Below are 26226 nucleotides of genomic sequence, written 5' to 3' on the forward strand. Positions count from 1 at the left end.
ATACTCAATAACCGTTTTCGGAAGGGGTAAATCGCGAGCAAAATGCGTCTTTTGGGGGACGTAGGAACGTTTTTTCAAAAAAGTTTCGAAAAAGTAGCCTGCACTGCGACGGAAACCGAAGGTTTGGTCGTAGAAGGACGGATACACACAACAGGCTGACATAAAAAATGTTCAATCCAGAAAACAGGCCAGACGACTTCGGGCCCCAAGGCCGAGGTGGACGGATGGCTTTGTCTCGTGATTTTAGCGGCACGCCATTCGGGGCCCAACGCGCGGCACAAATATTGATTGCGGAGTTTCGGACGCCATGAAAATTTCAAGAAATCTGATCGTTGCCACCCTCTCTGCGGGGGTTTTGGCTGTGGCTTACGGGGTCGCGTTTGGCGTTCCCGCGAGTATTACCCAACTTTGGAGCGGCACCGCGACAGAGGGCGCCGCGACAACTGGCAACGCCAGTGCACAAGCGCCCGCACGAGGGCCACGTGGACAAGGGCGAGCGACGACCGTGGTTATGGAGCCGCTTGAGGAAAGCAGTTACACCCTCGACCTGCGGACAGTCGGCAGCGCCGTGTCCCTTCACAGCGCAGAGGTTATTGCGACAGAAGCGGGAGAAGTTGTCGAGACCGCGCTGCGTGCGAACCAGATGGTTGAAAAGGGCGATGTTCTGGTGCGTTTGGATGATCGCACCGAACAGCTTGCTTTGGAAATCGCGCGGGCGAACCGCGATCAGGCACAAGCGACAGTCACCCGCTACGAAGAGTTGAACAAGAACGGCAGCGCCGTCGTCACGCAGGTTGCCTTGTCGGAGGCCGAAGTGGCGCTGCGGCTGGCCGAAGCCAATGTCGGCCTCGCCGAAGATGCACTGGAAAGCCGAACCATTGTTGCGCCGATCTCGGGCCGTCTGGGTTTGAGTGATGTGAGCGTAGGTGATTACCTGTCCAATGGTGACGCGATCGTCACTGTGGATGACACCACCACCCTGCTCGCCACCTTTGAGGTGCCTGAGCGCTCGATCGGGTTGCTTGCAGAAGGGAAGCCCGTGTTCATCACAACGCCAACCTACACCGGTCGGATTTTCGAGGGCGTGATCACCGCTTTCGACAGCCGCCTCGATAGCGTCACACGCAGCGCCACGGTTCAGGCCGAGATCGACAATTCCGACGGGTTGCTCCTTGCAGGTATGACGTTTGCGGTCCGCGTGACCGATGAGACCGACCCACTACCTTTAGTGCCATCGACCGCAATCACATGGGATCGCACGGGTGCAGGTATCTGGGTCGCCGAAGACGGCGTCGCCAACCGCGTGCCTGTCACCATCCGTTACCGTGACGGAGATCAGGTTTGGGTCGAGACAGAGGCCCCGATTGGTGCGCAAATCGTAACCGAAGGCGCATCGAAACTGCGTGACGGATCGCAGGTCGCAACGGCTGAGACCCGCAGGAGACCAGAAACATGAGTTTCGAGAAACGAGCGCACAAGGCAGGTTTCGCCGACACCTTTATCGCGCGACCGATCCTAGGGATCGTTCTCAACCTGCTGATCATCATCGCGGGCCTAACAGCACTCAATAGCGTCGACATTCGTGAAATGCCCGATGTGGACCAGCCTGTTCTGTCCGTGCGAACAACCTATAACGGCGCAGTCGCAAGCACCGTTGACACGGAAGTCACACAGGTGCTGGAAGATGCCCTGAGTGCGCTGGACGGTATGTCTTATATCGAGTCGACGTCGAGCAGTGAATCAAGCCGCATCACCATTGACCTCTCCGATGGTACAGATGTCGACGTGGCCGCAAACGAGGCACGCGAGATTGTGTCGAACACGCTTCGGGCCCTGCCGGAAGACATCGACGATCCGAGCGTAAGCAAAAGCGATAGCAACGCAGATGCAATCATCCGTCTTGCCCTCTTGGGTGACGCGAGTTTCGACGAGCTTACGCAAATTGCCGAAGGTGCGGTCTACGAGCGCCTGTCGCTGATCGACGGCATCGCCGAGGTCACTGTGCGAGGCAATCGGGCCAACGAATTCCGTGTGGCGGTGAACCTGCCCTCGCTGTTGAGCCGCGGGTTGACGATCTTTGATGTCTCCGACGCCTTGACGCAACTGCGCGACGATACCGCTCTGGGATCGCTCTCAACAGAGTCCCAGTCCTTGTCCCTGCGCGTGGGCAACGAGGAGGTCACGGTAGAAACCATCAACCAGCTTCCTATCAATGACACCACGCAGGTCGCTGATGTTGCCTTCGTCCAACTCATTCCCGAAGACACTAGCGTCTACACCCGTGTGAACGGTGAAACGGCTGTGAGCCTCGACATCACACGGCAATCGGTGGGTAACACGCTGGAGATTTCGCGCGATGTGGGTGTCGCCGTTGAAGAGTTACGCAGTCAGCTTCCTGAGGGTGTGCAACTTCTGGTGACATCGGACGACGGGATCTTCATCGAAGGGTCCATCAACGAGGTCGTGAAATCCATCCTGCTGGCCACGGTTATCGTGGTCGCCGTGATCTTCCTGTTCCTGCGCTCGCCGCGCGCGACGCTGATCCCCGCTGTCACAATTCCCGTGGCGCTGATCGGCTCTCTGGCGGCGATATGGCTGACGGGCTTCTCAGTGAACACCATCAGCCTGCTAGCACTGGTTCTGGCGACAGGGATGGTGGTGGATGACGCCATTGTCGTGATTGAGAACATCGTACGAAAACGCAAATCGGGCATGGGTGCATTCGCGGCTGCGGCTGCGGGCACCAATGAAGTGTTCTTCGCTGTGATCTCGACCACGGCCACGCTTGCCGCTGTGTTCATCCCGATCTCCTTCCTGCCTGGACAGGCGGGCGGTGTGTTTTCGGAATTCGGCTTTGTGCTGGCGTTCTCGGTGACACTCTCATCGATTACGGCGCTAACACTGGCTCCTGTTCTGGCAGCCTTGTTCGATCCGGGAAAGACACAAGCAGCCACCAGCACCACCCCAAGTGCCTTTGCGCGTGCCTTTGATCGTGTGATGGATTTCGCGATCCGCACACCTCTCTTGGTGCTATCCGTCGCAATAGGCTTTGCCATGATCGCGGCAGGCGCGGCCATTACTCTGCCGTCGACCGTGACACCCGATGAGGACCGCGGATTCTTCCTCGTGCAGGCACGCGGTGCCTCCGACACGACCGTTGACTACCTCGACACGCAGGTCGAGATGGTCGAGGAAATCCTTGAGCCCTATCAGGAAAGCGGCCAGATCGAAGTCGTGCAGAGCATCATCGGCGTTGGCGGCGGGACCAGTGCCTTTATCGTCGTGCGCCTGCCCGACTGGACTGAGCGTGACTTTACGCAACAAGAGCTGATTGCCCAAATCAGTAACCAGCTCTCTTCCGTCCCTGGCGTGCAGGTTAGTGCGCGTTCGACCAACAGCCTCAACATTCGTGGCGCAGGCGGCGGGCTTTCATTTGCGGTCACTGGCACCAACCTCTCCGCCATGACCGAAGCCACGGAAGCACTTGTCGCAGCGATGGCTCAGGACGACACCTTCCTCAACCCGCAACTGTCCAACAATAGCGTCAATGCGGAACTGGAAGTGAACGTGGACACTGCCGCCGCCAGCGACATGGGGCTGAACAGTACGGACATCACATCCCTTGTCCGCGCACTTGTGCAGGGCAATGTCGCAGTCAGTGTCTTCGCTGATGGCATTGAGACGGACGTGAATGTTGTTCCTGGTGGACCGCCAATCGACGACGCCTCCGATATCGCCTCCATGTCGATCCGTCTCGATAGCGGCGCGTATATCCCGCTCTCCAGCTTGGCATCGCTCGAAATGGTCGTCAGCGATGCGCAGATCCAACGCCTTGGCGGAGCACTCGCAGTATCCGCACAGGCCAACCTTGGCGAAGGGGTCAACCTGTCCACAGCGATGGATCGGGTGCTGACAATTGCGGACGAGGTTCTGCCTGATGGTATGAACATCACCTTCACAGGCGAAGCCGCAACGCTCGATGATACGGCGACAGGCATGTATATGGTCTTCGGCGTCGCTCTAGTCGTGGTTCTTCTGGTCTTGGCCGCGCAATTCGAGAGCTTCGCCAGCGCAGTGGTCATCATGATGACGGTCCCCTTCGGCCTCGCTGCGGCATTGCTTGCGATTTCGATCACTGGCGGTTCGCTGAACTACTATAGCCAAATCGGTCTCGTTATGCTGATCGGCGTGATGGCGAAGAACGGTATCCTGATCGTCGAGTTTGCCAACCAGTTGCGTGAAGCAGGTGAGGACATCGACAGCGCGATCCGAAACGCCCTGCGCCTTCGCATCCGCCCTGTGATGATGACGATGGTCTCGACGGTTTTCGGTGGCTTGCCTCTCATCCTGACGTCTGGCGCAGGGGCCGAAGCACGTATCGCCGTCGGCTGGGTGATCGTGGGCGGGCTCGGTTTTGCCACCGTGTTCACCCTGTTCCTGACTCCGATCTTCTATCGTTGGGTCGCAGTCTGGGGTGCCGCACCAGGTGCCGCAGCACATCGCCTGGAGACCGAGATAGCCGAAGACGCGCGCGCGTAACTGCATCCCCGCCGGCCAACCGTTACCTGTAATTGCGATTGGTCGGCGCGGAACAAAGTGCTTCTATGGAAAACGAAAATGCCCCTCGCCAAGATCTGGCGGGGGGCATCACATTACAGAGCGCGGAAGCTCAATTCTCACGCACAGGCCCTTACCGCCCCGAGACATAGGGTTGTCCGAAAACGTCAGCGTAGCATCATGCAGGTTTGCGATGGTCTTTACCAAAGCGAGGCCAAGACCAACCCCGTCGGTGGTTCGGCTGCGTTCAAGGCGGTAAAGGGGCTTCGTGATATGTTCGACTTCTTCGGATGGAATACCCTCTCCATCGTCGGCCACACCAATTTCCCGCCCCCGCACAACTAGCCAAATCTCCGTGCCCTCGGCGGTGTGGCGTATCGCGTTTTCGAGAAGGTTCGCCAAGGCCTGTGTAAGCAACACACGGTCCCCTGACACGGTCGCGGGATCACTTATATCGAGCTTTAATGTTCGCCCTGATGCCTCGACCACATACTGGTAGGTTTCAAAAACCTCCTGCGCCAACTGCTCCAAATCCACCTTAGAGAAAGAGGCACGCGCCGTTCCAGCTTCGAGTTTGGCAATGCGGAGGAAGGCGTCAAAAATCGCGGTGATTTGTTCGGCCTGAACGATGGCGGCCTCAATGGCTGTGGCGCTTTCACTCTCCTCTTCGCTCGCCATCAAGGCGCGGTCCAAACGGATGCGCAGGCGTGAAAGAGGTGTTTTGAGGTCATGGGCAATGTTGCTGGCAAAATCCCGCGATTGACGGATCAGGACATCGAGTTGATCGAGCGTCATATCCAGTTGGCGCGACAGATCGCCGAGATCATCATGCCGCGCCACCCCGCCAACGCGCGCGGAAAGATCCCCTGCCCCGAAGTCTGTCAGCGCCGCAGAGATCGCGTTGATCCTGCGCTGTGTTCGCACGCCGAGATAGAGGCCAAGCAAGAGCGCTGAAAATGCCGCGCCGAGCGCCACGAGTCCCATCGTTTCCAGCATGATCTGCAAAAAGTCATCCTGACGCCGCAGGTCAGTGGCGACAATCAACTGCCCGCCCCTGACCGGACCTGCGAGATAGATCCAATCCTCAAACCCTTCTGGCGCGAGGTCGTCGGAAGACGGTGTTCGGTCGCGCGCCCAGAACCATTTGAGATCCAGCGAGTTGTGGATTCCAGGCGAGATCTGGCTCGGACCAACATGAAATTCGATGCGTTCGTTCTTGCCATCGGGATAGCGCGCGGGATCAAAGCCGTGATGTTCGATGTCCGTGCGTACTTCGGCAAATCGGCTTTGCAGATCATCCTCGATCCGCCGTTGCGTTTCGCGTTCAAACGCCGCAATCGCAACCGTCCCCGCCACTACAACGAGTAAAAGAAAAGCCAGCGTAATGGAGACGGCCTGACGCAGAGCCGACATACGCAGGAGCGCGGTTAGATCAGGAAACGGGTTCAAAGACATAGCCCGCCCCGCGTCTGGTTTTGATAACTGTGTCACCGAATGGCTTTTCGATCTTGGAACGCAGGCGGCTGACATGGGTTTCAACGACACTAGTGGTCGGGTCAAAGTTCATGTCCCACACCTTTTCCAGCAACATGGTCCGCGTCAGCACCCGCCCGTCCGAACGCACGAAAGTTTCCAACAGGCGGAATTCCTTCGGGTTCAAGTCGATCAAGATGCCTTGCCGCAGGCAACGCTGCTTGAGAAGGTCGAGCTGGATATCTCCCGCCACAAGGGTGGTCTCGTCCGCACGGGGCAGATCGGCGTGACGCCGCCCCAATGCGGCAACCCGCGCATCAAGCTCAGAGAAGGCAAATGGTTTGGGCAGGTAATCATCGGCCCCCGCATGTAGCCCCTCTACCCTGTCATCCACATCACCCAAAGCCGTAAGCAGCAAAACAGGCACACTGTTTTTGGCCGCGCGAATGGCACGCAAAACGGAGAGTCCGTCCAAGCCTGGCGTCATGCGGTCAAGGATCAACAGGTCATATGCGGAACTCGTGGCGGCAACCAGTGCCTCGCGCCCGTCCTGCACCCAATCGGTCACATGGCCCGAACGGGTCAACCCGTCACGCACCCAAGCACCGATTTCGAGATCGTCTTCCAACAACAGGATTTTCATGTTCAGCCATCATGCTCGGAGGTGGCGCGCCAAACAGAAGGCGCATTTGGTCAATGCCTCCTTCCTAATGGTGAATAGCCATAAGGACAAAATGCAAATACCTTACAAATTTGTAATCTTCGCTTCAGGCCACCGCAAAGACGCACCTGTATAGAGTGAAGCAGAAGCGGCCTCGTGCCCGTAAAAAGCAAGGACATCAATCATGCAAATGAAATTCGCACTGTTCGCTACCTGCCTTACTCTCGCAACCACAGCCCATGCCGAAACCTTTTCCGCCGACGTCTGGGTGGACAACTGGTTTTCCATGAGCGTCAACGGAGAACAGGTCGCCGAGGACAGCGTGTCGATCACCACTGAACGGTCTTTCAACTCCGAGAGCTTCACCTTCGAGGCGGAGCGCCCCTTTGTGATTGGTTTGACGATGAAGGATTTCAAAGAGAACGACACGGGCCTGGAATATATCGGCACACGCCGCCAACAGATGGGCGATGGCGGTGCAATCGCGCAAATTCACGATGCCGATGGCGGGCTTGTCGCGGTAACAGATGCGGGGTGGCAATGCCTTGTCGTTCACAAAGCCCCACTTGATACCGCCTGCGCCGAGGAAAGCGACCCTGTGGCAGGTGAAGGGGCCTGTGCCTTCGAGCTTACTGATGAGCCCGAAGGCTGGGATACGGCGGACTTCGACGCAAACGAATGGACTGCCGCCACGGAGCACAGTGTCCGCGAAGTCAGCCCGAAAGAGGGCTACGACAGGGTCGACTGGGACCAATCGGCCAAGCTGATCTGGGGTGCGGACCTGAAGACGGACAACACCATCCTGTGCCGCCTGACTGTCGAATAGGCCACCGAGACCATTGAGCCCATCCGCGCATGATGGCGCACAAATGCCTTCGCTTGCTCTCATTGAGAAAGATAAACCATGAAACAGATTTCCACCGCCAAACATCTAAGCGCCCTTGCCCTGCTTCTCGGCTCCGCGGGCCTCGCGTTTCCAGCACTCGCCCATGAAGATCATGACCACAGCCACGACACGCAGACGCATGATGCCCAAGCCCATTGCGATGCGGTTAAAGCCTCGGTCGAAGAAGCAGGCTTTGCCGATAGCGTGACAGTAACGTGCGAGAGCGGCAATGCGATCATCTCGTCGGACACCTATCCCGATCACGAGATGATGACTGGCATCGTTGGCACCAACGAACAGGTGCCAGTGCCTGCCAAACAATATGATGCCCCGATCCCGCTTGAGCCCGTTCTGGGCGACACACCTCAAACCCGTGACGCGGCCCTTGGCGTGGCGGTCAATGGCGTACCGATCTTCGATTATACCGGCGGCGGTGAGATGACACAGGAAGATCTCTATCACTACCAGACTCAGCACGACACCTATCAGACACAGCAGCTAGATGCCTGCGGCGGTCACGCAGGGCGCGGCGATGATTACCACTATCACATGAAGCCCGTATGTATGATCGCAGACATGGAAAACGCAGGCGATGATGCGATCATCGGATGGGCATTTGACGGTTTCCCGATCTATGGTGACAACAATCCTGACGGCACGCCGGTTGTCGAAGGGATGCTGGATGTCTGCAACGGCCAGACGGACGACATCTACGGCTATCGCTACCATACCTCCGAGGACGCCCCCTATATCGTGCAATGCCTGATGGGCGAAGTGGGTGACTTACGCGAACTGCCGCGCACAGCGCCTTTGGTCAATGCCGCCACAGGACAAGGCGCGGAGCCAGGACGCCCACCAGCAGGTGGGGTCGAGAACCTGATCTTCACGCAAGAAGAAGACGGCAGCCGCAGCATGGATTACAGCTATGAGGGCGAAGATTACTATATCCGTTACAGCCCCGCTGATACCGAGAACTGCTACAACTTCGAGACCAAAACCGTCACCAACGGCGGCGAAGTCAAAACTGGCGAGTTCTGCCGCTAGGATTGTACGCCAACGCTGCCCGCATTGCTAAACGGCATTGCGGGCAGTGTCCGTCTCAAAGCCCCTCACACACGGAAAATCTCGCCGCTCCCGAAAGCACGCCTTCTCTCGCGTAACCGAGAGTCCTATTCTCCACGGCGATAGAGTTCCGCCAATGGTGGGCTGTTAGGGGTCTATAGAGGTCAAGCCTGTTAAAAGAAGAACAATCAGTTCCGCTTGGCGACGGGTGCCCGTCTTGTCGAAAATATTGCTCAGATGGAACGCAACCGTCGTCGGTGCGATTGCGAGATCGCTCGCGATTTCGTCGCTTCGCAACCCGAGGGCAAGACGTTGGGCAACTTCAGCTTCTGTCGGAGTGAGGTTGAAAATGTCAGCCAGAACTTTGGCGGGCACAGCGGGGCGGCACTGGGGATCGGTTATGAAGGCGACACATTGCGCGTCCCCTTCAGAGGTGAAGGCACCCTCCAAAGCGCAGAAGGTCAAGTGGTAGTCCCGCCCTCCCGAAAGGCGCGGAATGGCAAGGCTGGAGAGGTAGTCGCGGCCTTGCGTCGACGCCTCACAAGCCGCGCGCCAACAGTCCCTCATGTCCGTCGAGATCTGCGCTGCGTCACACCGAATTCCCGTATCGACGGACAGCCCGTCGCCCATACGATGAATTTCCCGTGCGACGCGGTTTGCAAATACGACCTGCGTCGATGACAGCAAAACAACGCCGAAGGACAGCAGTTCAAAAACCTTGTGCAAGGCGTCGGGGGCGGGGGAGCCAGACGACTGGGCCGCCGACAACGTTTGACGCAGCTCCTGTATATTTTGGTCGATGCGATTAACTTCACGAAGTCGCGCCTCAATCGTGGCAAGCATGAGATCATAATCCACGGGCTTCACCAGATAGTCGTCAGCGCCAGCGCGCTTGCCACCGATGATGGCATCCCGCCCGTCGAGAGCAGTGAGGAAAACCAAAGGAACATCCGCGAGATCAGGGCGCTTGCTGCGCAGCGTTTTTAGAAACCCGTGACCGTCGAGCTGCGGCATACAGATGTCGCATAGAATGAGATCGGGACGTGTTGTGTCGAGAACGCTCAAGGCTTCGCGCCCTGTGGCCGCGCCTACGGCCTCATAGCCTGCCGCAATGAGTTCCTCGATAATATCCTGCCGCAGGTGTCGCTCGTCTTCAACGCACAGGATCGTCCTTTTCATGGTGTTGGCCGTTGTCGTCATTTCAAACAGTACCCCCAAAACCGCTCAAGCACCCGATGTAAACGGGAGCCCAGACGCGAACGCGCCATTGCGTCCGCGTCACCCGTTTCAGCACCCGTCAATCTCCACCTGAACAGGGGTTTCATCGACCACCTTCTCGCCGCCGCTGTAAACAGCTGTAACCAGTTCGGCCGACACGGCGTCGGATGAGAACGTAACATCCTCGTGGCTTCCGCCGCCACGTAGCAGCCATGTTGTCCGATCATCACTCAATGATGCGCTTCGTGCCTCGTCCTCCGTGGCTGCGGCGTAGACCGTAAACTGTGCTGGCTTGTATGTGGTCACGTAGATGACAAGATGAACATGCCCGCCATCGGGACCACTACCTGGTACCGTCATCCGAAGTTGCTGCGAAGCGTTGCGCCCCATGAGCAGGCAATTACCCGTGAAGCGATATTCATCGCCATCGACGGTCAGGACGGCTTCAGCTCCACGGGCGACCGTCTCGGCGTAGGTCGGTCCAGCCATAGCGATGCCGAGAACGATTGTTGATGTCACGGACTTGAGGGCCGTTTTCCACATCTGAGCGTATCCTTCCAAGTGATGCTGGTCATCATCGTAACGACAAACCAAGCGCATCTCCCCCTGCAAACGAAGGGGGACGGGCGGAGGCCAGTCCAATAATCTCCTATCCTATCAGAATACGCAGACTGGAGTTTCTGGCAAATGTGGGATTTTTCGATTGGCCGCGCGCTAAAGCTGATGGTGGCGACGCTGCCTTTTATCCTTTTGCGTATGGCCATCTATTTCGGCGCCGCGCTAGCCTATGTCCTGATGACGGGCGTGGGTGCGGGGATCGGCTGGGGCATTGGCGGCTTCGGTGACGAGGGATTCCGCGCGGCGACGACCTTCTGGGGCGGCGCGATTGGTTTTGGCGTGATTGCCGCCATCATGTATCTGGCGCGCGAATATATCCTCTACATCGTCAAGGCGGGCCATATCGCGGTCCTGATCAAATTGCTCGACGGTGAGAAGATGCCGCAGGGTCGGTCGCAAATCGCCTACGCACGCACGGAAGTAACGGAGCGCTTTGCTCAGGCTAGCGTTCTGTTCGGCATCGACCAGTTGGTGAAGGGTGTCCTGCGCGCGATCACGGGGCTGGTGCGGGGAGTTGTTACCATCCTGCCGATCCCTGGCGCGCAGCAGTTCGTGTCAGTCATCAAGGTATTTCTGAACATCGCAGTCGGGTTCATCGACGAGGTTATTCTCGCCTATGCCATCCGAACGGGCTCCACCAACGCATGGTCTTCAGCGCAGACAGGTCTGGTCCTTTATGCGCAAAATTACAAACCCATGCTCAAGAATGCCGCGTGGCTGGCCGTAATCGTCTACGGCCTGTCCTTTGTGATCTTTCTGGTGATGCTCGCCCCCGCGGCACTGGTTGTCTATCTCATCCCGGGAGCATGGGCGGCGGGCGGTGTGGTCTTTGCGCTGCTGTTCGCATGGTCTGTGAAAGCGGCCTTGCTGGAGCCTTTCGCAGTGGCCTGCATGATGGATGTCTACTTCCGCACAATCGAAGGTCAGGTCGCCGATCCCGCATGGGAAGCAAAACTGGAGAACCTGTCGGGCAAGTTTGCGCGTCTCAAGGAAAAGGCACAGAGTTACACGCCCCCCCGTGCGCAAGCCGATGTACCGCCCGCCACGGGACCGCATTCATGATGCGCACATGGGCTGACATTGGTCGGTTGGCCGCTGTCACTGCGCTCACGGTGGTCGCGGGTGCTGGTGCCTCTCACGTCGAAGCGGAGACGTGGGAGGCTGGCACAGTGACACTAACCCTCAACGAGCAACACTACGCGTTGCAGGCGTTCCAATGCTTGCGGGACTACCCGTCCCCCGTTGACGCTGACAGAACCGTCGCCTTCGCGCTGGATGCGGCAGCAACAGGGGTGCCCGATGATCTTCTCAATCCGCTGCGTGGTGTGCCCGAGGGGAGCGACGACGCAATGGTGGCACTGGTGCCCGTTCTCGCCCATGGCCCGATCCTGACCATTGCGCGCTATGCGGACGGAATGGAGGTGGTGGTTTTTTACCCTACGGCCAACCCCGACGAGGCACTGTTCGCAATGGCGACAAATGGCGGCTTGGACGTCTCACAAGAAGGCGTCAGTGGCGCGATATCTGTCAACACGTTAACGGGCGGCCCCGTCGGAACGCTTGAGATCGACGCAGCCTGTCCGTGAAACAGCGTGTAGCCCGTGGCGTAGACATCGCGCCAGAGGTCTGCTTTGCTCAAACCGCCAGCTCAACAACTTTAACTGGAGACACACAATGAACAGCGGCTATGCGCCAGTCATGTCCACAACAGGGCACAAAGATCATTGGGCGCCTCCCCTTTCGGCGCTGGCCGTAGTGATATTGGGTATAGGCGCAGCGGCAGCGCAGGCAGATGATCTGGACCTGCCCGCACCAACGGGCGAGGTCGTATTGACCATCACGGGAAACATCGCGCACCAAAACGCCCCTGATAGCGCTCTTCTTGATGCAGCCATGATCGATGCCCTGCCCCGTTTCGTTCTGGAGACAAGCACTGTGGTGACGGATGGCGTCAATCGCTTTGACGGTGTGTTGATGCGCGACCTCCTCGATCTGGTCGGCGCGGAGGGAAAGACGGTCACAGCCACCGCCCTGAACGACTACATTATCGACATTCCGATGGAGGACTTCGAGGGGTTCGACGTGGTCGCGGCCACTCATATGGATGGCGAACTCCTGTTGCCGAGCGACAAAGGGCCGTTGTGGATCGTCTATCCACGTGACGACCATGAGGAATTACAAGACATCCGTTACGACTACCGCTGGGTCTGGCAACTGATCCACCTCGACATCCAGTGATCCGTAGAACCGACAAACTGGCCTTTGTCGTGGCGTGCTGCGCCATTGCCGCTTTCGCGGTCCTGCTCGTCTTTGCCTTCTTCCGCCTTGCCGAGACAGAAGCCGAGATGCGCAGGAACGAAGGCGACAACATGCTCTGGGCGATCTCGCAGGCACATGCGGCGGCGCTTTTGGTTGATGCGGCAATTGCCAAGCAGGTCGGCCAAACGCAGACGGATGCCGAGATCGAGAGGCGCTATAATGTTCTTCTCAGCCGCCTGACGCTGCTCTCCGATGGACCTCAGGCGCGCTACATTGATGAACTTGGATTAGCGAAATCAATCGACGAAGCGCGGCGCGATATCATCGCGCGCGGCCCTGATATCCTCGGCCTGTCTCACGGAGACATTGAAGTGGCGGCGGGCCTACACGAGGAGTTGCAACCCTTGATCCGCGACCTCGGCCTCGCGGGCAACCGCTCGATGGTGCGGCAATGGGAAGGCAACGGCGCGCGCCTAGACAGGCATCGCGAAGCGATTACGCAAGTCATCATCTCGATCGTCGCGATCATTGTTCTTGGCGTGTTCATCTCGGTAACGATGCTGCGCGCCATGGCAGGCCGGCAGCGCTTTCGCCGATCGCTTGAGCACGAGCAGGAAATCGTGGAAGCCTATCGCAGCTTTGTCGCCTTGGTCTCCCACCAGTTTCGCACCCCGCTGGCCGTGATCGACTCTTCCATGCAACGCCTGTTGCGCAGCGGAGACTCCATGCCGCGTGCGGAGATTGCCAAACGGGCCGAGCTGGTTCGCGCCGAGGTCGGCGGCCTCACCGATCTGATCGGCACGACCCTCAACATTGCCCGCCTTGAAGCGGGACAGGTCACAACCGATCCGCAACGCTGTGAGATCGAAGACCTTGTTGAACAGATCCGTCGGCGACAACTGACCGAGACACCCGATCGCACCGTAGACGTGGTAATCGCTGATGAAGTCCCACCATACTTCGAAACCGACAGGCTTCTGGCCGAACAAATTCTGAACAACCTCATTTCCAACGCCGTGAAATATTCGCCTAGTTCCGAGCCTGTATCCATTCAGGTTTCCAGTAAGAACAGGCAGATACACTTTACGGTCACAGACAGTGGCGTGGGCATTCCCGAAGACGAGCAGGAGAAACTTTTCAAACGTTTCTATCGCGCGAGCACATCCGAGGGCGTCCCTGGTGTTGGCGTTGGTCTATCCGTTGCTCTTCAACTGGCAAGACTGCTGGGCGGGGATCTGGAATGCATCAGTCATGCGGGGCTTGGTTCAACCTTCGTTCTCAAACTGCCGATCGATTGGCCTGTATCGGACGGCAAGGCGGAGGGATAGCCCCTGTCCCACGCAACGCACCTGCGTTCCCCATGCGACGTTACCTGCCGACGGCCTCCATGCTGACACGGGTCCGCATCGCCATGCCGTCGACTATCCAGAAAGACTCTCCAGCGGAAAGCACGCCCTTACTCTCAGCAAAAATACGGATACTGAATTCGAACTGCCGCCCTTCCTGTGAAGTCCCGATCCCCTTTCCCGTCAAGCGGAGCAACGAATTGACATCGCATCCCTTCACAAGGCTCAGTTCACGGCTGCTGAGTTCGTGAATGTCGTCTTTGGACCATGTCCAGTCGTGTTCATCGTCGCCAACGGGCATCAATTCGACGGGGGGAACATCATCGGCATAGAACACAAGCGCCCCATCAACCAACGCAAGCGTTGCTTGGCTCGTTTGTACCTGAGGCAGCGGAACCACGTTCCCGCCCGAAATCAAGAAGCCCGGCCCTGTGATCACCGTGTAGTCCCCAACCAGATCCTCCAGTGACGGCTGATATTCGCAGTAGACCATTGGTTCGGCATCCTGAGCCAAAGCAGGAAGAGAGACGCAAACGATCGCGCAACATGCGAGTTTTCTAAGGCTTGTCAGGAGATCACGTTTCATATCTGGGGCCTCTCTTTTGGTGATGGGGACAACTTTGCAACGCTCTTTCGGCTACTCACCTGCCGCGGCGTTTACCCGCCCGAGAACGCTCTGATTGCTCAGATCAAGAAAACGCGCCTTCCTCATTTAGTCTGTAGCGCACGCCGTAAAAATCCAGCTCCGACATCGCGGTCATGATGACTCCGGCGGCGGACACCGACAAAGGGGCAAGCTCCCCAAAGACAGACAGAGTAATAGCGGTCTTCTCCATGTCGCCGAGCCTCGGAAAATTGGCTAACAAACGGGTAAATTTCGCTGCGCGAATACCCCAGAAACTACGCTGCGGCGGAGAATATGTCCCCCTTCGTTTAAAGGGGGCACTCCTGCGCCCATCATTCCAGCCGTATCTCTCCCGTCCCAAACGACGCACGGACGGGCCGTCATATCAAGACGCGCACCTCGACGTATCTCGTTCCCGTTAGAACGGTCAGTTATTGGGGGGAAGTGGTTTTTACCGCGGGCTATGCCGTGGTGGCCGTCACGCCGACTGGCGCTTGGAGTATGTCGGGGGCGATGAATATCCACCGCCCCCCGAAAGCCATCTATCTCAAAGCAGTTTCTTGCGAAGAGCCGATGAAATCACCTCACCTGCAATCACAAGAGCGAGGATCGTGAGCAAGACCATCGAGACTTCCTGCCATTGAAAGGTATCAATCGCGCCCTGCAAGATGATCCCGATGCCGCCTGCGCCGACAAGACCCAGAACCGTGGACTCACGCAGGTTGATGTCCCAGCGTAGGATGCTGATTGCAAAGAACGCAGGCATCACTTGAGGCACAATACCGTAGAGGACAACTTTGAACCGCGACGCGCCGCAGGCCTCAAGCGCTTCAACCGGATCGGTGTCGATCTCCTCGATTGCCTCGCCGAGCAGTTTGCCAAGAAACCCGATAGAGCGGAACATGATCGCGATGATCCCTGCGATGATCCCTGGCCCAAAGATGGCCACGAACAACAGCGCCCAGATGATCGTGTTCACAGAACGCGACGACACCAGAATGAAGCGGCCGATCCACAGGAACACCACATTCGGCGTCGTGTTCTGCGCCGAGATGTAGGCCACGGGCAAAGACAGCACGACGGCAAACATCGTTGCAATCGTGGCGATATTGATCGTTTGCCACGTGGCTTCAAGGATGGATGGCAGGTTGGTCGGATCTGGCGGCACCATGCGGGTGAAAAGGTCAGCCAGTTGCAATGGTGCATCCCAGACCCATTCCCAGATCACATCAATACTGCCAAGAGCCCAGACCACCACCAGCGTAACAGCCAGCAAAGCCACATAACGTTTCATACGCTGGGCGGGCGTAAACCGCGCCCATTCGAGAGTAGGATTCTGTGTCATGTCATCCGCTTTCTGATCATACCGCTGACGGCTTCGGAAATCAGGATCGCGCCGACGATAACCATGGTGATGGCAAGCGCGAAGTCGTAGTCGTAACGGCCAAACGCATTGGCAAGGGTCGCCCCGATGCCCCCCGCGCCCACGATCCCGACCACAGCAGAGGCCCGCAGGTTGCTATCAAGTTGATAGATACCCAGCCCGACAAGGCGCTGCATGATTTGCGGCACAATCGCGTAGATCATCGTGCTGAAGAACGGCGCCCCGACAGAACGCATGGCTTCAACCTGTCCAAAATCAATCTCTTCGATACGCTCCGCCAGAAGCTTGGCTACGAAACCAATCGAATAGACGGTCAACGTCAGCGTCCCAGCCAAGGGGCCGAAACCCACGGCCTTCACGAAAATGATCGCGACGATCACGGGATGGAAGCTGCGTGCAATAATGAAGATCCCGCGCCCCAGAAAGTAAACTGGTTTGGGCGAGATGTTGCGGGCCGCCATGAACGCCAAAGGTACGGACAGGAACATTCCAAGGGTCGTTGCAAGGATCGCGATTTTCAGGCTTTCCAAGAAGCCCGAAATCAAGAGACCCGAGCGATCAAAGCTAGGCGGAAAAGCACCGCTAAAGATGCGGGCAGCCCGTGTCATCCCCTGCGACGTGCGTTCCCAATCGACAGGCAAAGTTGCGACTGTCCCGACCACATAGGCCGCGACGGCGATATAAAACACCCATCGGACGACAGGTGATTTAATGAATGGCGTTTTGCGCCAAGTCGTCTGGGTGGTCATGCGACCGCCCCCATTTCCTGCCGATCCTCGGACGGGGTGCCCGCGTAGATTTCTTCCATCTGCGCGGCATCCAACGCGGCGGGTTTGTCGTCAAAAATGATCCGCCCGTAACGCATACCAACGATCCGGTCGCTGTATTCCTTAGCTTCGGTCACGTTATGGATGTTTATAATCACTGGCAGGTTCAATTCGCGCGCGAGGTCACGAAGGAGCGACATGATCTGCTCGGATGTTTTCGGGTCAAGCGACGCTGTCGGCTCGTCGGCCAACAGAATTTCGGGACGCTGCATCAGGGCACGAACAACTCCGACACGTTGACGTTCGCCGCCCGAAAGCTCGTCCGCACGTTTGTTCGCATATTGGGCAATGCCAACGCGCTCCATCAACTCGAACGCGCGCTCAATGTCTTCGGCAGGGTAACGCCGCGTGATCGCCGCCCATGTCGAGATATAGCCAAGCCGTCCCGACTGGACATTTTCCATTACGCTCAACCGATCCACCAGATTGAAGCTTTGGAACACCATGCCGATCCGACGACGCGCTTTGCGCAATTCCTTTGCGCCAAGTTTGGTGAAATCGGTGCCGTTCAGAGTGATGCTGCCCGATGTAGGCTCGACCAGACGGTTTACACACCTCAGAAGCGTACTTTTACCAGCACCAGACGATCCAATGATCGACATCAGCTGCTCACCCTCAACCGACAGGTTCAAGTCCTTAAGGACAGGCGCACCATCCCCGTATCTTTTCACGAGATTCTTAATTTCTAGCATGTTGCCTCTCAATTGCGCGCACCACCCCAGCCCGTTGGGTGGGGTGGCACAATGCAGATGGGATTAATTGTCAGCGAGGCCCTGTGGTGTGTATTCAACGCCGTTGGAGGCCTGAATTTCACGGATCACAGCCCACTGATCCTTATAAGTGATCGGGATGAACTTGCTCACGCCTTCGAATTCGTCACCCAGTGCGGTGCCCGCGAACTCAAAGGAGAAGAATGCTTCTTTGATCTTTTCGGCAAGCTCTGGATCCAGATCGTGCGCCAGCGTGAAGGAGGTTGTCGGGAACGGATCGCTTTCCCAGATCTTGCGCACGTCCGAAGGGTCGTAAAGCCCGCGTTCCGCCATGCGGTCCACCACTTCCGATGCAACGGGAGCTGCGTCGTAGTCGCCTGCAACTACGCCCAACATGGACTGGTCGTGGGAACCCGAATAGACCACTTCGTAATCTTCGTCAGGAACAACACCAAGCCCGGGGAACAAGGCACGCGGCGCTTGGTTGCCCGAGTTCGAGGTGGGCGACGTATGTGCCACGCGCTTGCCTGCAAGGTCAGACACATCTTGGATGTCGCTGTCAGCCTGAGTGAATACCTGAAGGCGGTAGCCGAACTGCCCGTCTTCTGCGCCCATGATCGCGAAAGGCACGGCGCCAGCGAGGTTCACAGCAAAGGGTGTGGGGCCTGTTGAGAAGCCTGCAACATGCAAGCGGCCTGAGCGCATTGCCTCGACCTCGGCGGAGTTGGATTGAACGGCAAAGAATTGAACATCTTTACCCGTTACGTCTTCGAGGTGGGAAATGAAGGGCGCCCAGATATCAGCATATACGGCAGGATCTTCAACTGGCGTATAGGCGAAAACCAATGTGTTCGGATCGTTCAGTTCCGCCGGATCGGTGGGGGTATCTGCAACGAGGTCGCCATTGGCATCGCAATACAGTGCGTCCAGAGCGCCGCGGTTGGGGCAGTCATCGGCGACAGCGGCACTAACACCACCAAGCACAATCAGACTTGCAGCCATAGCTGCATTGGTCAGTTTAAAAGTCATGTATCTCTCCCTAGTTTATTCTCGCTATCTGGTAGGATCCTCCAACCGCTACCACGCGATCCGGTCAGCCTAATCGCATCCCCCGGCTTGGCGCGAGGACGGCTGTGTTAACACTCCGTTACAACTATCCGATTTAATGTTAACAGTGTTACAGATGCGTTTTTTACGCCGACTTTTCCTTTATCCTCGCAGACATTAAGACAGGATTTGTCATAGCGCTGCATCGGGGAGGATCAGGGTGATGTCGGACATTCATAGCGACGAGCAAGCGCCGCCTGTCATCGCGATCATCGATGACGATCAAGAAGTGCGCGAAACCCTATGCGAATTGCTCAGCAGCAGTGGCTTCGTCCCGATCGCCTGCGAAAGCAGTGCCGACTTCATGAACCTTGGCGAGCCGCCCGCGGTCGATCTTGCGATCATTGATCTGAGATTGCGCGGCGAGTCAGGGCTCGATCTGGCCGTCCAGATTGGCGCGCGCTACGCTTTGCCTATTGTGATGCTCACGGGCGTTGGCGACGAGATCGATAAGATCATCGGCCTTGAAACGGGCGCAGACGATTATCTTATGAAGCCGTTCAACCCGCGCGAACTGGTCGCCCGCATACGGTCCGTCTTGCGCAGATACGGGCATGGGGTAAACCGCGCGCCCTCCCTGCCAGAAGACACGATTGTTTTCGGCAGAAAAAAGATCGACTTGAAAAGCCGTGTTCTTTTGGATGACGCGGGCCATGAAATTCCCCTGACAAACGGCGAGTATCGGCTCCTCGAATATCTCGCACGCAATCCGTCGCGGGTGATCTCAAGGCCCGAACTATTGTCGGAACTCGGCTCCGATATGGAACGCTATGTCGACAGAACAATTGACGTGTTGATCCTGCGCCTGCGTCGCAAGATAGAGGACAATCCCTCCAAACCCGTGCATCTGCAAACGCGTCGTTCGCAGGGGTATTTCTTCGAATTAGAGGCCAAATAGGTGCCCAATCCTCTTCGCAACCACAGCGTCAAAGCACGGCTTTCAATCGCGATCCTAACGCTATGCGCGGTGACAATGGTCATCTCGGTCGTGAGTCTTGTAATGCTCCGCAACGCCGAAAAATGGCTGGAGACAACGCACCGAGACACCCTGACGGAAGTGTCGCAGGCGATGGAGTTGTCACGCAACGCAGCCGACCTTGCAACGGCCGCCCCGTTTCTTTTGACGGTGCAGGTGCCCTACCAGCGGCAGGCCGATGCAGATGCTGTATTGGAAACGATCGAGCGCCTCGAAACGTTGACTGAGGGCAACGAGGATCTTGTATTACCACTTGCGCGCATCAGGGCGGCCATAGCCAGCCTGCTACGGGTGTCGTCCCCACAAAGCATGTTGCAAACTGAGGTCGCGCAGATTGATATGAATTTGGCGCGCCTACAGGTTCGGTTTCAGAGACAGGCCAATTCCACCGATGCGGCGCTTAACGACCGTTTGGTCTGGGCCGCATTGGACCGTCTGACCAGTGAGGCGCGCAGCGTTAGCCGTGCTCGTGAAATTCTGGAGGTGGGTGAGATCAACCGCCGCTACAATCAAAGCCGCGCCACGCTTCCCGACACCAAGGTTGCGCAGCGCGGGTTACAAGACATAGAAGCCGTTCTGACAAGCCAGTCCAGCGACCTGTTCCAACTCAAATACCAGTCCCTCACAGCCGCGCTGGATGCCGAAAATGCCCTTTTCCGTATACGTCAGCTATCGGGCGACATCAGCAGCTATGCCACCCAGCGTGTGCAAGCGGCGCAAGACCGCCTTGGCATGGCGCGGATGCGCACTACGAACGATCTTAAACTCGCGCAGGCAGGCGTTGCGCTCCTCGCACTCTTCAGCGCGGGCGTCGCCGTCATGTCGTCGCTCTATGTGTCGCGCTATGTGACGCGAAACCTGCGCCTCATTGCCGATGGAATGCACCAACTGGCGTCGGGCGACCACAATGTAACGCTGCCAGACAAAGACAATACGGGCGATGAAATCGGCCAATTGTTCAATGCGTTCGGCGTGTTTCGATCCAATGCCCGAAAGCTGGATCGTCGGACAGCGCAGATCATTCGCCAAAACACGCTCTTCTCCAGCGTCTTTAGTGGTATCAAGGACGGCGTGGCGATCCTCACACCACAGGGCTACATCGAAGCGGAGAATGACAAACTTCGCGAACTTCTGAATATTCCTGTTGATGCCGACACACATGCTAAATCCATGGACGATCTCTTTGCACTGTCTGCGTTTCGGCGACAGAACGATACGGATGATCGCGGGGGATACAACGAATATACGAACTTCAGAGGCGACGTGATCGAAGTGCGGTCCTCGCAACTGCCTGACGGGCGCTCGGTCTGGCTGTTGTCCGAGGCCACGGAGCGAAAACGCATCGAAGACCGCCTCGAAGAAATTCGCCGCGTCGAGGCACTCGGAAAGGTCACGGGCGAAGTGGCCCATGACTTCGGCAATATCCTGTCGACGATTTCGGGCAATCTGCACCTGTTGGAAACAGGAGATGCCGCTGCCACCTCTACCCGCCTGAGGCGCATCAGAACGGCTGTGGATATGGGGGTTTCGCTAACGGAGCGGCTGGTTGCATTTGCTCGCAAACAGCAACTTGAACCTGAGGTTGTCGATGTGGTGGCATTGGTTGAAGGAATGCAGGATCTGCTCGATATTGCCCTGCCCCAAACCGTCGCCCTGCATTTTGATTTGGGCGCCACACCGTTGCATGTCACTCTTGACCCTGGTCAATTGGAAAGTGCGCTTTTGAACGTATGTATGAACGCCGCGCAAGCGTTTGCGGACACAGGAAACATCTGGATCAATCTAACGTCGCAGGATGGGCAAGCGGTCCTATCCATTAAGGATGACGGGGCGGGAATGACGGAAGAAACACGCCGCCACGCCTTCGAGCCGTTCTATTCCGCCCGCCCGAACGGCGAAGGCACGGGCTTGGGTCTTTCCATGGTCTATGGTTTCGTCACGCAATCGGGCGGCAGTATCAATATTCAATCCGCTATCGGAGAGGGCACAACCATCTCGATCCGCTTCCCGCTCTCAGATGGGCCATTCGTTGCATCGGATGACATTTCCCATGCAGGAACGGCAGTCGTTGTCGACGACAACCCAGACACGGCAACATCCCTAAGAAGCGCCCTCGCGTCCATCGGATACAAAACGTCAGTCGCGACAAACTTCTCCGACGCCCGAAACAAGATACTGCAGACGCAAGACATCTCCCTACTGGTGTCCGACCTCAATCTCGACCACGGCCACTCCGGCACGCAACTGATCAATCTCGCACTGGAGCGAAACCAGAAATCCTATGCTATTTTGATATCATCACGTCTTCCGTCGAATATTCCAATGTTAAATCGGTTTGACGGTCGTTTCGCCATGCTCCCGAAGCCCGTCGCCAGAACAGACCTGATCCGTGCGGTTGCAGAGGTAAAAGGGAAGGCAGCCGAGGGCGGTTAGCATTCCATTCCCAACGGCGGGTTGAAAGGCGAAGAAGCCGAAGGTGAGCCAGGCTTTCATCGCACACAACGGGACACCCAATTATGGAGTAGGGTTTAGCGCGTGATTGGCGAGGGTCAGGCAAGTTTGGGCGTTCGGTCCCGTCTTTGATCTCAAGCGATTACCAGCACAAACGGTGAGGGTAATCGCCAACGCGCCGACGACAAGTGACAGGTTTCCTAGGTCGCGCAGCCGTTCGATATGACGACGATCCCTGCCGGTGCGAGCAAGCCTCGGGTCAGCATACCAATTGCGAAAAGTCGACGGATGGAATTCATTGGTTCAGCCATTCGCGAGGATGAGGCTTGACGCAGCGGCTTGATCAAACGAACATTTCAATGTTCGAAAATGCACCGCCGAGCCATTTCCAGAACATCCGGTACATATCTGCCAATGGCAGCCGACGAGATGAGTGACTGCCATGAAAGAACCCTCACGCACAATCGCCGTTACAGTGCTTGTCGGTCTCTTTGTTGTCTTAGGAACAGGCGTCCTGTGTGACCTCGCAACCCGCTTTCTCCCGACCCATGCGGAGCGGGTCACCATTCTTCGGCGCGACACGCATCAGACCGTGTTGCCAAATCTCGCGACCCGAACATACAGATTCACTTCAACCCGCCAAATCACTCTCGCGGATGTCGATGGAAAGCCTTTCACAATTGATGCACCGAAAGCGCTCTATGATCGGGCTTTTCCGAGCCTGATGATGGAAGGGATGTCGATGAGCATCCACCGCTCGGTTCTCTTCGGCAAACCAGTGACGCTCGAAGTCACGGAAGGTCCGATTGTTGATCTTGGCGAATTTCCAGCGCTCAGCCGCCTGCTGGATACCCCCGAAAGTGAAGATCTGGATCGGGTGACGACTTATGATTTGCGCCTACCGTATATTTTGAGTGCTGGATGGCTGGCGATGCTCGGGCTGATGGCATGGGTTATGATACGGCTGCCGCACAAGGAACAGTTCGTCTGGCCGCTCTTTGGGAGTGGAATGGCGATCTCTGCCGCGCTCGGCACATGATGGTGGGTGGGCTGAACTGGGTCGCGTGCCTGAGACCCCCATTGCATTCAGGGATCGGAGCACTCAGTTTTGGGAACACCAGCCAGCCTGTCCCTAATAACAGGATGGCAAAGCTTCTTTAAAAGGAGCCCGCGGATTACAGCCGTTTGCCGCAATTTGCGTGAATTTCGCCAATTCCAGACACTCGGACGCTTAGTTTGTTCCGTGTACGGCGCACGCCTTCTCTGTCAATTAAAAGCCAGTGGCTCATAATAGGCAGCAGCAGGCTCAGCGACGAATTGAAGCGGGATAGCAAATTCTTGACCTCAAAACACGACAATTTGGGTGCGTCTCGGCTGTCATGTGATATTTCCAAAGAATGGACATCATTCTTGCAACTACGATTATTGCATCGCTTTTTCTTGTCATCGGCGCCGCCGAACCCTTCGCTGCGCGCGTACGTCTCCCATACAGCGTGATACTTGCGATCCTTGGCATTCTGATCGGCACCGGAGCGACCTTTTTTCTGAGAACGGAACTTACGGACGCGCTTAACCCCGTTGCCGAGGCAATCCTGAACCTGCCGATCAGGTCCAATGCCTTCCTCTACGTCTTCCTGCCCACGCTGTTGTTTCAGGCAACATTGGGCATGAACCTTCGGCGGATGCTGGACGACTGGGTGCCGATCCTTGTGCTGGCGGTGGTCGCTGTCGTGGTGGCCACGGTCTCCGTCGGCTACGCGCTGTCTTGGGCGAGTACGTTGCCCTTGGCGGCCTGTCTTCTGATCGGCGCCATCGTGTCGACGACCGATCCATCGGCGGTGGTTTCTATCTTTCGCTCGATTTCGGCGCCGCGCCGTTTGGCGCGGATCATTGAGGGCGAGAGCCTTCTGAACGATGCAGCGGCGATTGCGTTGTTCGGTCTCTTCATGGGCTTCGTGATGCTGGGCATCCCAGACCCTGGCTTGGGCGATGCACTGGCACGGTTTCCGATCCTGATCGCGGGCGGTGCCCTGACGGGTTGGCTGGCCGCGCGGGCTGCAATCTGGCTTATGGCGTTGTTTGCCCGCCACGAACTTGCGCAGCTGTCGATCTCGGTGGCACTGCCCTACCTGGCTTACATCGTGGCTGAGCAGAGCGTGGGCGCATCGGGTGTGATCGCCGTGGTCGTCGCAGGACTGACCCTGAACCTGACGGCGCCCGGCCGCCTGCCACCTCAGTCGTGGACCAACCTGCGTGAGCTCTGGGACGTCCTTGCACATTGGGCTGGCGCGCTCATCTTCATCCTCGCCGCGCTGTTGATTCCCAGTTTGCTCGAAGAGGTGCGGCTCGAGGATTTCCTTCTCGTCGGCGTAGTCATCGGTGCGGCCATCGTTGCGCGCACCGCAATCCTGTTCGGACTGATGCCAATACTGACCGCCTTGAAACTCTCTCCGAATGTCGAACGCCCCTATCGGGTTGCGATCCTCTGGGGCGGTCTCAGAGGGGCCGTAACGCTCGCGCTGGCCCTCGCCGTGACGGAGAGCGTTCGCGTACCAGACGGCATTCAGCGCGTGGTCGGCATTCTCGCCACTGGGTTTACCCTGTTCACGCTTCTGGTTCAGGGCACCACACTCCGCTGGGTCATCGGGCGGCTCGGGCTGGACCGCCTGTCTCCGCTGGACGAGGCGCTATCTCGGCAGGTCGTGGCCGTTGCCTTACAGACCGTACGCGAAGACGTAGCGCGCACCACAGAGAACTACGAGCTCAATCGCGATACCGTGCGATCAGAGGCTAAGCGGTTTGGCGAACGCCTCGATCTGGCCGTGACGAAGGCTGAGGAAAGCGCCGACATTTTGGATCGCGATCGTATCGCCTTGGGCCTGATCGCGCTCGCGGGCCACGAACGCGACACGATCCTTGCACGGGTGCGCGAGCGGACGATCTCCGCCCGCATGGCGGAAGTGGTGCTTTCGGATGCAGACAACCTTATCGAAGGCGCTCGAACACAAGGTCGAAGCGGATACCAGCGCGCCGCGCGCCGAAGCGTCGCCTATAGCCGTGCCTTTAGGGCCTCGGTCATTCTGCATGGTCGTTTCGGAGTATCCGGCCCACTCGCCCGCATGACGGCCGACCGGTTTGAACAGTTGTTGTCGCAACGTTTGATTTTGCGCGATCTCGGGACATTCATCGACGGTCGCATACGCCGCATTCACGGACGGCGGGTGGCCGAGTTGCTACACGATCTTCTGACCCGACGGATCGAGACCCTTGAAACAGCACTGGAAGGGCTGAGGCTGCAGTATCCCGGCTACGCAGAAGAGCTGGAGCGTCGATTCATCCGCCGCACAGCACTACGCATGGAAGAGCGGGAATATGTCGCCATGCGCGAAGACGGCTTGATTGGCTCCGAAGTCCATACCGCGCTGATGCAAGATCTGGCCACACGCAGAGTGGCGGCCGAGCGGCGGCCGCGTCTGGATGTGGCGGTGCGGCGGGCGGCTTTTGTCGCGCAATTTCCGCTGTTTGCCGATCTTGATGACGGTGCCATCAAGCGATTGGCGCGCTCTCTATCAACGCGCTATGTCGATTCTGGCGAAGTGATCTTGCGCAAGGAAAGCGCCGCCAAACGAGTGTTTTTTATCGCGACTGGTGCCGTTGAACTTGAAAGCGCAGGTCAGACGTGGCGACTGGGCCGCGGCGAAATGTTCGGCCAAATGGCCATTCTCACCCACAAAGCTCGCCGCGCCGATGTCCGCGCCATTGCACCAACGACGCTGCTTGTCCTTGATGAAGACCGTTTCAGACGCCTGCTCCAGCGAAGCCAAGCCCTTCGCAAGGCTGTCCGCATCAGTGCCGAAAAGCGTGGGGTGGATCCCGCCGGCCTCGTGCCAGAAGAATGAGGGAGCGACACCCTGCCAGAACTGGCGGGAAGAAGTCCGCAGTCCACGGACTAAAGCGTGCTCTTCCCTCGCCATTCAGTCCGACCACCCCGTGAAGTCCAAAGGTGTCCAGTTGCAATGACACGTACTGCAACACAGCCTTCCGCCCGCTTCGCCCCCTCGCCTCT

General features: G+C 57.7%; 22 protein-coding genes. 12 read left to right on the forward strand and 10 right to left on the reverse strand.

Annotated elements, in window-relative coordinates; all coding sequences use genetic code 11:
- Positions 1-307 precede the first annotated feature (307 nt).
- Together ACN0SC_RS09585 and ACN0SC_RS09590 are read left to right on the forward strand one after the other, a co-directional pair.
- Positions 308-1456 (forward strand): efflux RND transporter periplasmic adaptor subunit, encoded by a 1149-nt coding sequence (locus tag ACN0SC_RS09585; RefSeq protein ID WP_417249452.1) that lies wholly within the window; start codon positions 308-310, stop codon positions 1454-1456.
- Positions 1453-4539 (forward strand): efflux RND transporter permease subunit, encoded by a 3087-nt coding sequence (locus tag ACN0SC_RS09590; RefSeq protein WP_417249453.1) that lies wholly within the window; start codon positions 1453-1455, stop codon positions 4537-4539. The genes ACN0SC_RS09585 and ACN0SC_RS09590 overlap by 4 nt, the downstream gene beginning before the upstream one ends.
- A gap of 108 nt (positions 4540-4647) precedes the next feature.
- Here ACN0SC_RS09590 and ACN0SC_RS09595 read toward each other — a convergent pair whose 3' ends face one another.
- Positions 4648-6012, reverse strand: a complete 1365-nt coding sequence (locus tag ACN0SC_RS09595; protein WP_417249454.1) for a sensor histidine kinase — start codon at positions 6010-6012, stop codon at positions 4648-4650.
- Complete coding sequence (locus ACN0SC_RS09600) at positions 5990-6673, reverse strand: response regulator transcription factor (RefSeq protein WP_417249455.1); 684 nt, start codon at positions 6671-6673, stop codon at positions 5990-5992. The genes ACN0SC_RS09595 and ACN0SC_RS09600 overlap by 23 nt, the downstream gene beginning before the upstream one ends.
- A gap of 202 nt (positions 6674-6875) precedes the next feature.
- Between ACN0SC_RS09600 and ACN0SC_RS09605 the strand changes: the two genes are divergently transcribed.
- Both ACN0SC_RS09605 and ACN0SC_RS09610 read left to right on the forward strand, forming a co-directional pair.
- A complete protein-coding gene (locus tag ACN0SC_RS09605) occupies positions 6876-7517 on the forward strand; it encodes a PEBP family protein (RefSeq protein WP_417249456.1) in 642 nt (213 codons plus the stop codon).
- Between the two features lie 78 nt (positions 7518-7595).
- The gene (locus tag ACN0SC_RS09610) at positions 7596-8621 is read left to right on the forward strand and encodes a YHYH protein (protein ID WP_417249457.1); all 1026 of its coding nucleotides are present in this window, start codon (positions 7596-7598) and stop codon (positions 8619-8621) included.
- Positions 8622-8786: 165 nt separating this feature from the next.
- Here ACN0SC_RS09610 and ACN0SC_RS09615 read toward each other — a convergent pair whose 3' ends face one another.
- Positions 8787-9818 (reverse strand): response regulator, encoded by a 1032-nt coding sequence (locus ACN0SC_RS09615; RefSeq protein WP_417249458.1) that lies wholly within the window; start codon positions 9816-9818, stop codon positions 8787-8789.
- Between the two features lie 108 nt (positions 9819-9926).
- Positions 9927-10400, reverse strand: a complete 474-nt coding sequence (locus ACN0SC_RS09620) for a hypothetical protein (RefSeq protein ID WP_417249459.1) — start codon at positions 10398-10400, stop codon at positions 9927-9929.
- Positions 10401-10544: 144 nt separating this feature from the next.
- On the opposite strand from ACN0SC_RS09620, the gene ACN0SC_RS09625 reads away from it, so the two are divergent.
- From ACN0SC_RS09625 to ACN0SC_RS09640, 4 genes are all read left to right on the forward strand, one after another.
- Complete coding sequence (locus tag ACN0SC_RS09625; RefSeq protein ID WP_417249460.1) at positions 10545-11537, forward strand: hypothetical protein; 993 nt, start codon at positions 10545-10547, stop codon at positions 11535-11537.
- Positions 11534-12061 carry a hypothetical protein gene (locus ACN0SC_RS09630; RefSeq protein WP_417249461.1) on the forward strand — a complete coding sequence of 176 codons (528 nt, stop codon included), beginning with the start codon at positions 11534-11536 and terminating at the stop codon, positions 12059-12061. The genes ACN0SC_RS09625 and ACN0SC_RS09630 overlap by 4 nt, the downstream gene beginning before the upstream one ends.
- An 88-nt stretch (positions 12062-12149) precedes the next feature.
- Positions 12150-12713: a molybdopterin-dependent oxidoreductase gene (locus ACN0SC_RS09635; protein WP_417249462.1), complete on the forward strand. Its 564-nt coding sequence runs from the start codon at positions 12150-12152 to the stop codon at positions 12711-12713.
- Positions 12710-14062, forward strand: a complete 1353-nt coding sequence (locus tag ACN0SC_RS09640; RefSeq protein WP_417249463.1) for a sensor histidine kinase — start codon at positions 12710-12712, stop codon at positions 14060-14062. Before ACN0SC_RS09635 ends, ACN0SC_RS09640 begins: the two co-directional genes overlap by 4 nt.
- Before the next feature lie 40 nt (positions 14063-14102).
- On the opposite strand, the gene ACN0SC_RS09645 is transcribed toward ACN0SC_RS09640, so the two are convergent.
- The 6 genes from ACN0SC_RS09645 to phnD form a co-directional block, all read right to left on the reverse strand.
- On the reverse strand, positions 14103-14666 hold the full coding sequence (locus tag ACN0SC_RS09645; protein WP_417249464.1) for a hypothetical protein: 564 nt from the start codon (positions 14664-14666) through the stop codon (positions 14103-14105).
- A gap of 103 nt (positions 14667-14769) precedes the next feature.
- Positions 14770-14916 (reverse strand): hypothetical protein, encoded by a 147-nt coding sequence (locus tag ACN0SC_RS09650; RefSeq protein WP_417249465.1) that lies wholly within the window; start codon positions 14914-14916, stop codon positions 14770-14772.
- 336 nt (positions 14917-15252) lie between these two features.
- Entirely contained in the window at positions 15253-16050 is a 798-nt protein-coding gene (gene phnE, locus ACN0SC_RS09655; protein ID WP_417249466.1) for a phosphonate ABC transporter, permease protein PhnE, read from the reverse strand.
- Positions 16047-16838: a phosphonate ABC transporter, permease protein PhnE gene (gene phnE, locus ACN0SC_RS09660; RefSeq protein ID WP_417249467.1), complete on the reverse strand. Its 792-nt coding sequence runs from the start codon at positions 16836-16838 to the stop codon at positions 16047-16049. Before phnE (ACN0SC_RS09660) ends, phnE (ACN0SC_RS09655) begins: the two co-directional genes overlap by 4 nt.
- On the reverse strand, positions 16835-17608 hold the full coding sequence (gene phnC / locus ACN0SC_RS09665) for a phosphonate ABC transporter ATP-binding protein (protein WP_417249468.1): 774 nt from the start codon (positions 17606-17608) through the stop codon (positions 16835-16837). The genes phnE (ACN0SC_RS09660) and phnC overlap by 4 nt, the downstream gene beginning before the upstream one ends.
- A gap of 63 nt (positions 17609-17671) precedes the next feature.
- A complete protein-coding gene (gene phnD, locus ACN0SC_RS09670) occupies positions 17672-18655 on the reverse strand; it encodes a phosphate/phosphite/phosphonate ABC transporter substrate-binding protein (RefSeq protein WP_417249469.1) in 984 nt (327 codons plus the stop codon).
- Between the two features lie 241 nt (positions 18656-18896).
- Between phnD and ACN0SC_RS09675 the strand changes: the two genes are divergently transcribed.
- From ACN0SC_RS09675 to ACN0SC_RS09690, 4 genes are all read left to right on the forward strand, one after another.
- Complete coding sequence (locus ACN0SC_RS09675) at positions 18897-19631, forward strand: winged helix-turn-helix domain-containing protein (protein WP_417249470.1); 735 nt, start codon at positions 18897-18899, stop codon at positions 19629-19631.
- A 102-nt stretch (positions 19632-19733) separates the two neighbouring features.
- Positions 19734-22142, forward strand: coding sequence for an ATP-binding protein (locus tag ACN0SC_RS09680; RefSeq protein ID WP_417249471.1), 2409 nt, complete (start codon positions 19734-19736; stop codon positions 22140-22142).
- Positions 22143-22602: 460 nt separating this feature from the next.
- On the forward strand, positions 22603-23199 hold the full coding sequence (locus ACN0SC_RS09685; RefSeq protein WP_417249472.1) for a hypothetical protein: 597 nt from the start codon (positions 22603-22605) through the stop codon (positions 23197-23199).
- Positions 23200-23557: 358 nt separating this feature from the next.
- The gene (locus ACN0SC_RS09690; RefSeq protein WP_417249473.1) at positions 23558-26059 is read left to right on the forward strand and encodes a cation:proton antiporter; all 2502 of its coding nucleotides are present in this window, start codon (positions 23558-23560) and stop codon (positions 26057-26059) included.
- The last annotated feature ends 167 nt before the right edge of the window (positions 26060-26226 follow it).

Source organism: Celeribacter sp. (genome assembly GCF_048261515.1).
Classification (GTDB): domain Bacteria; phylum Pseudomonadota; class Alphaproteobacteria; order Rhodobacterales; family Rhodobacteraceae; genus Celeribacter.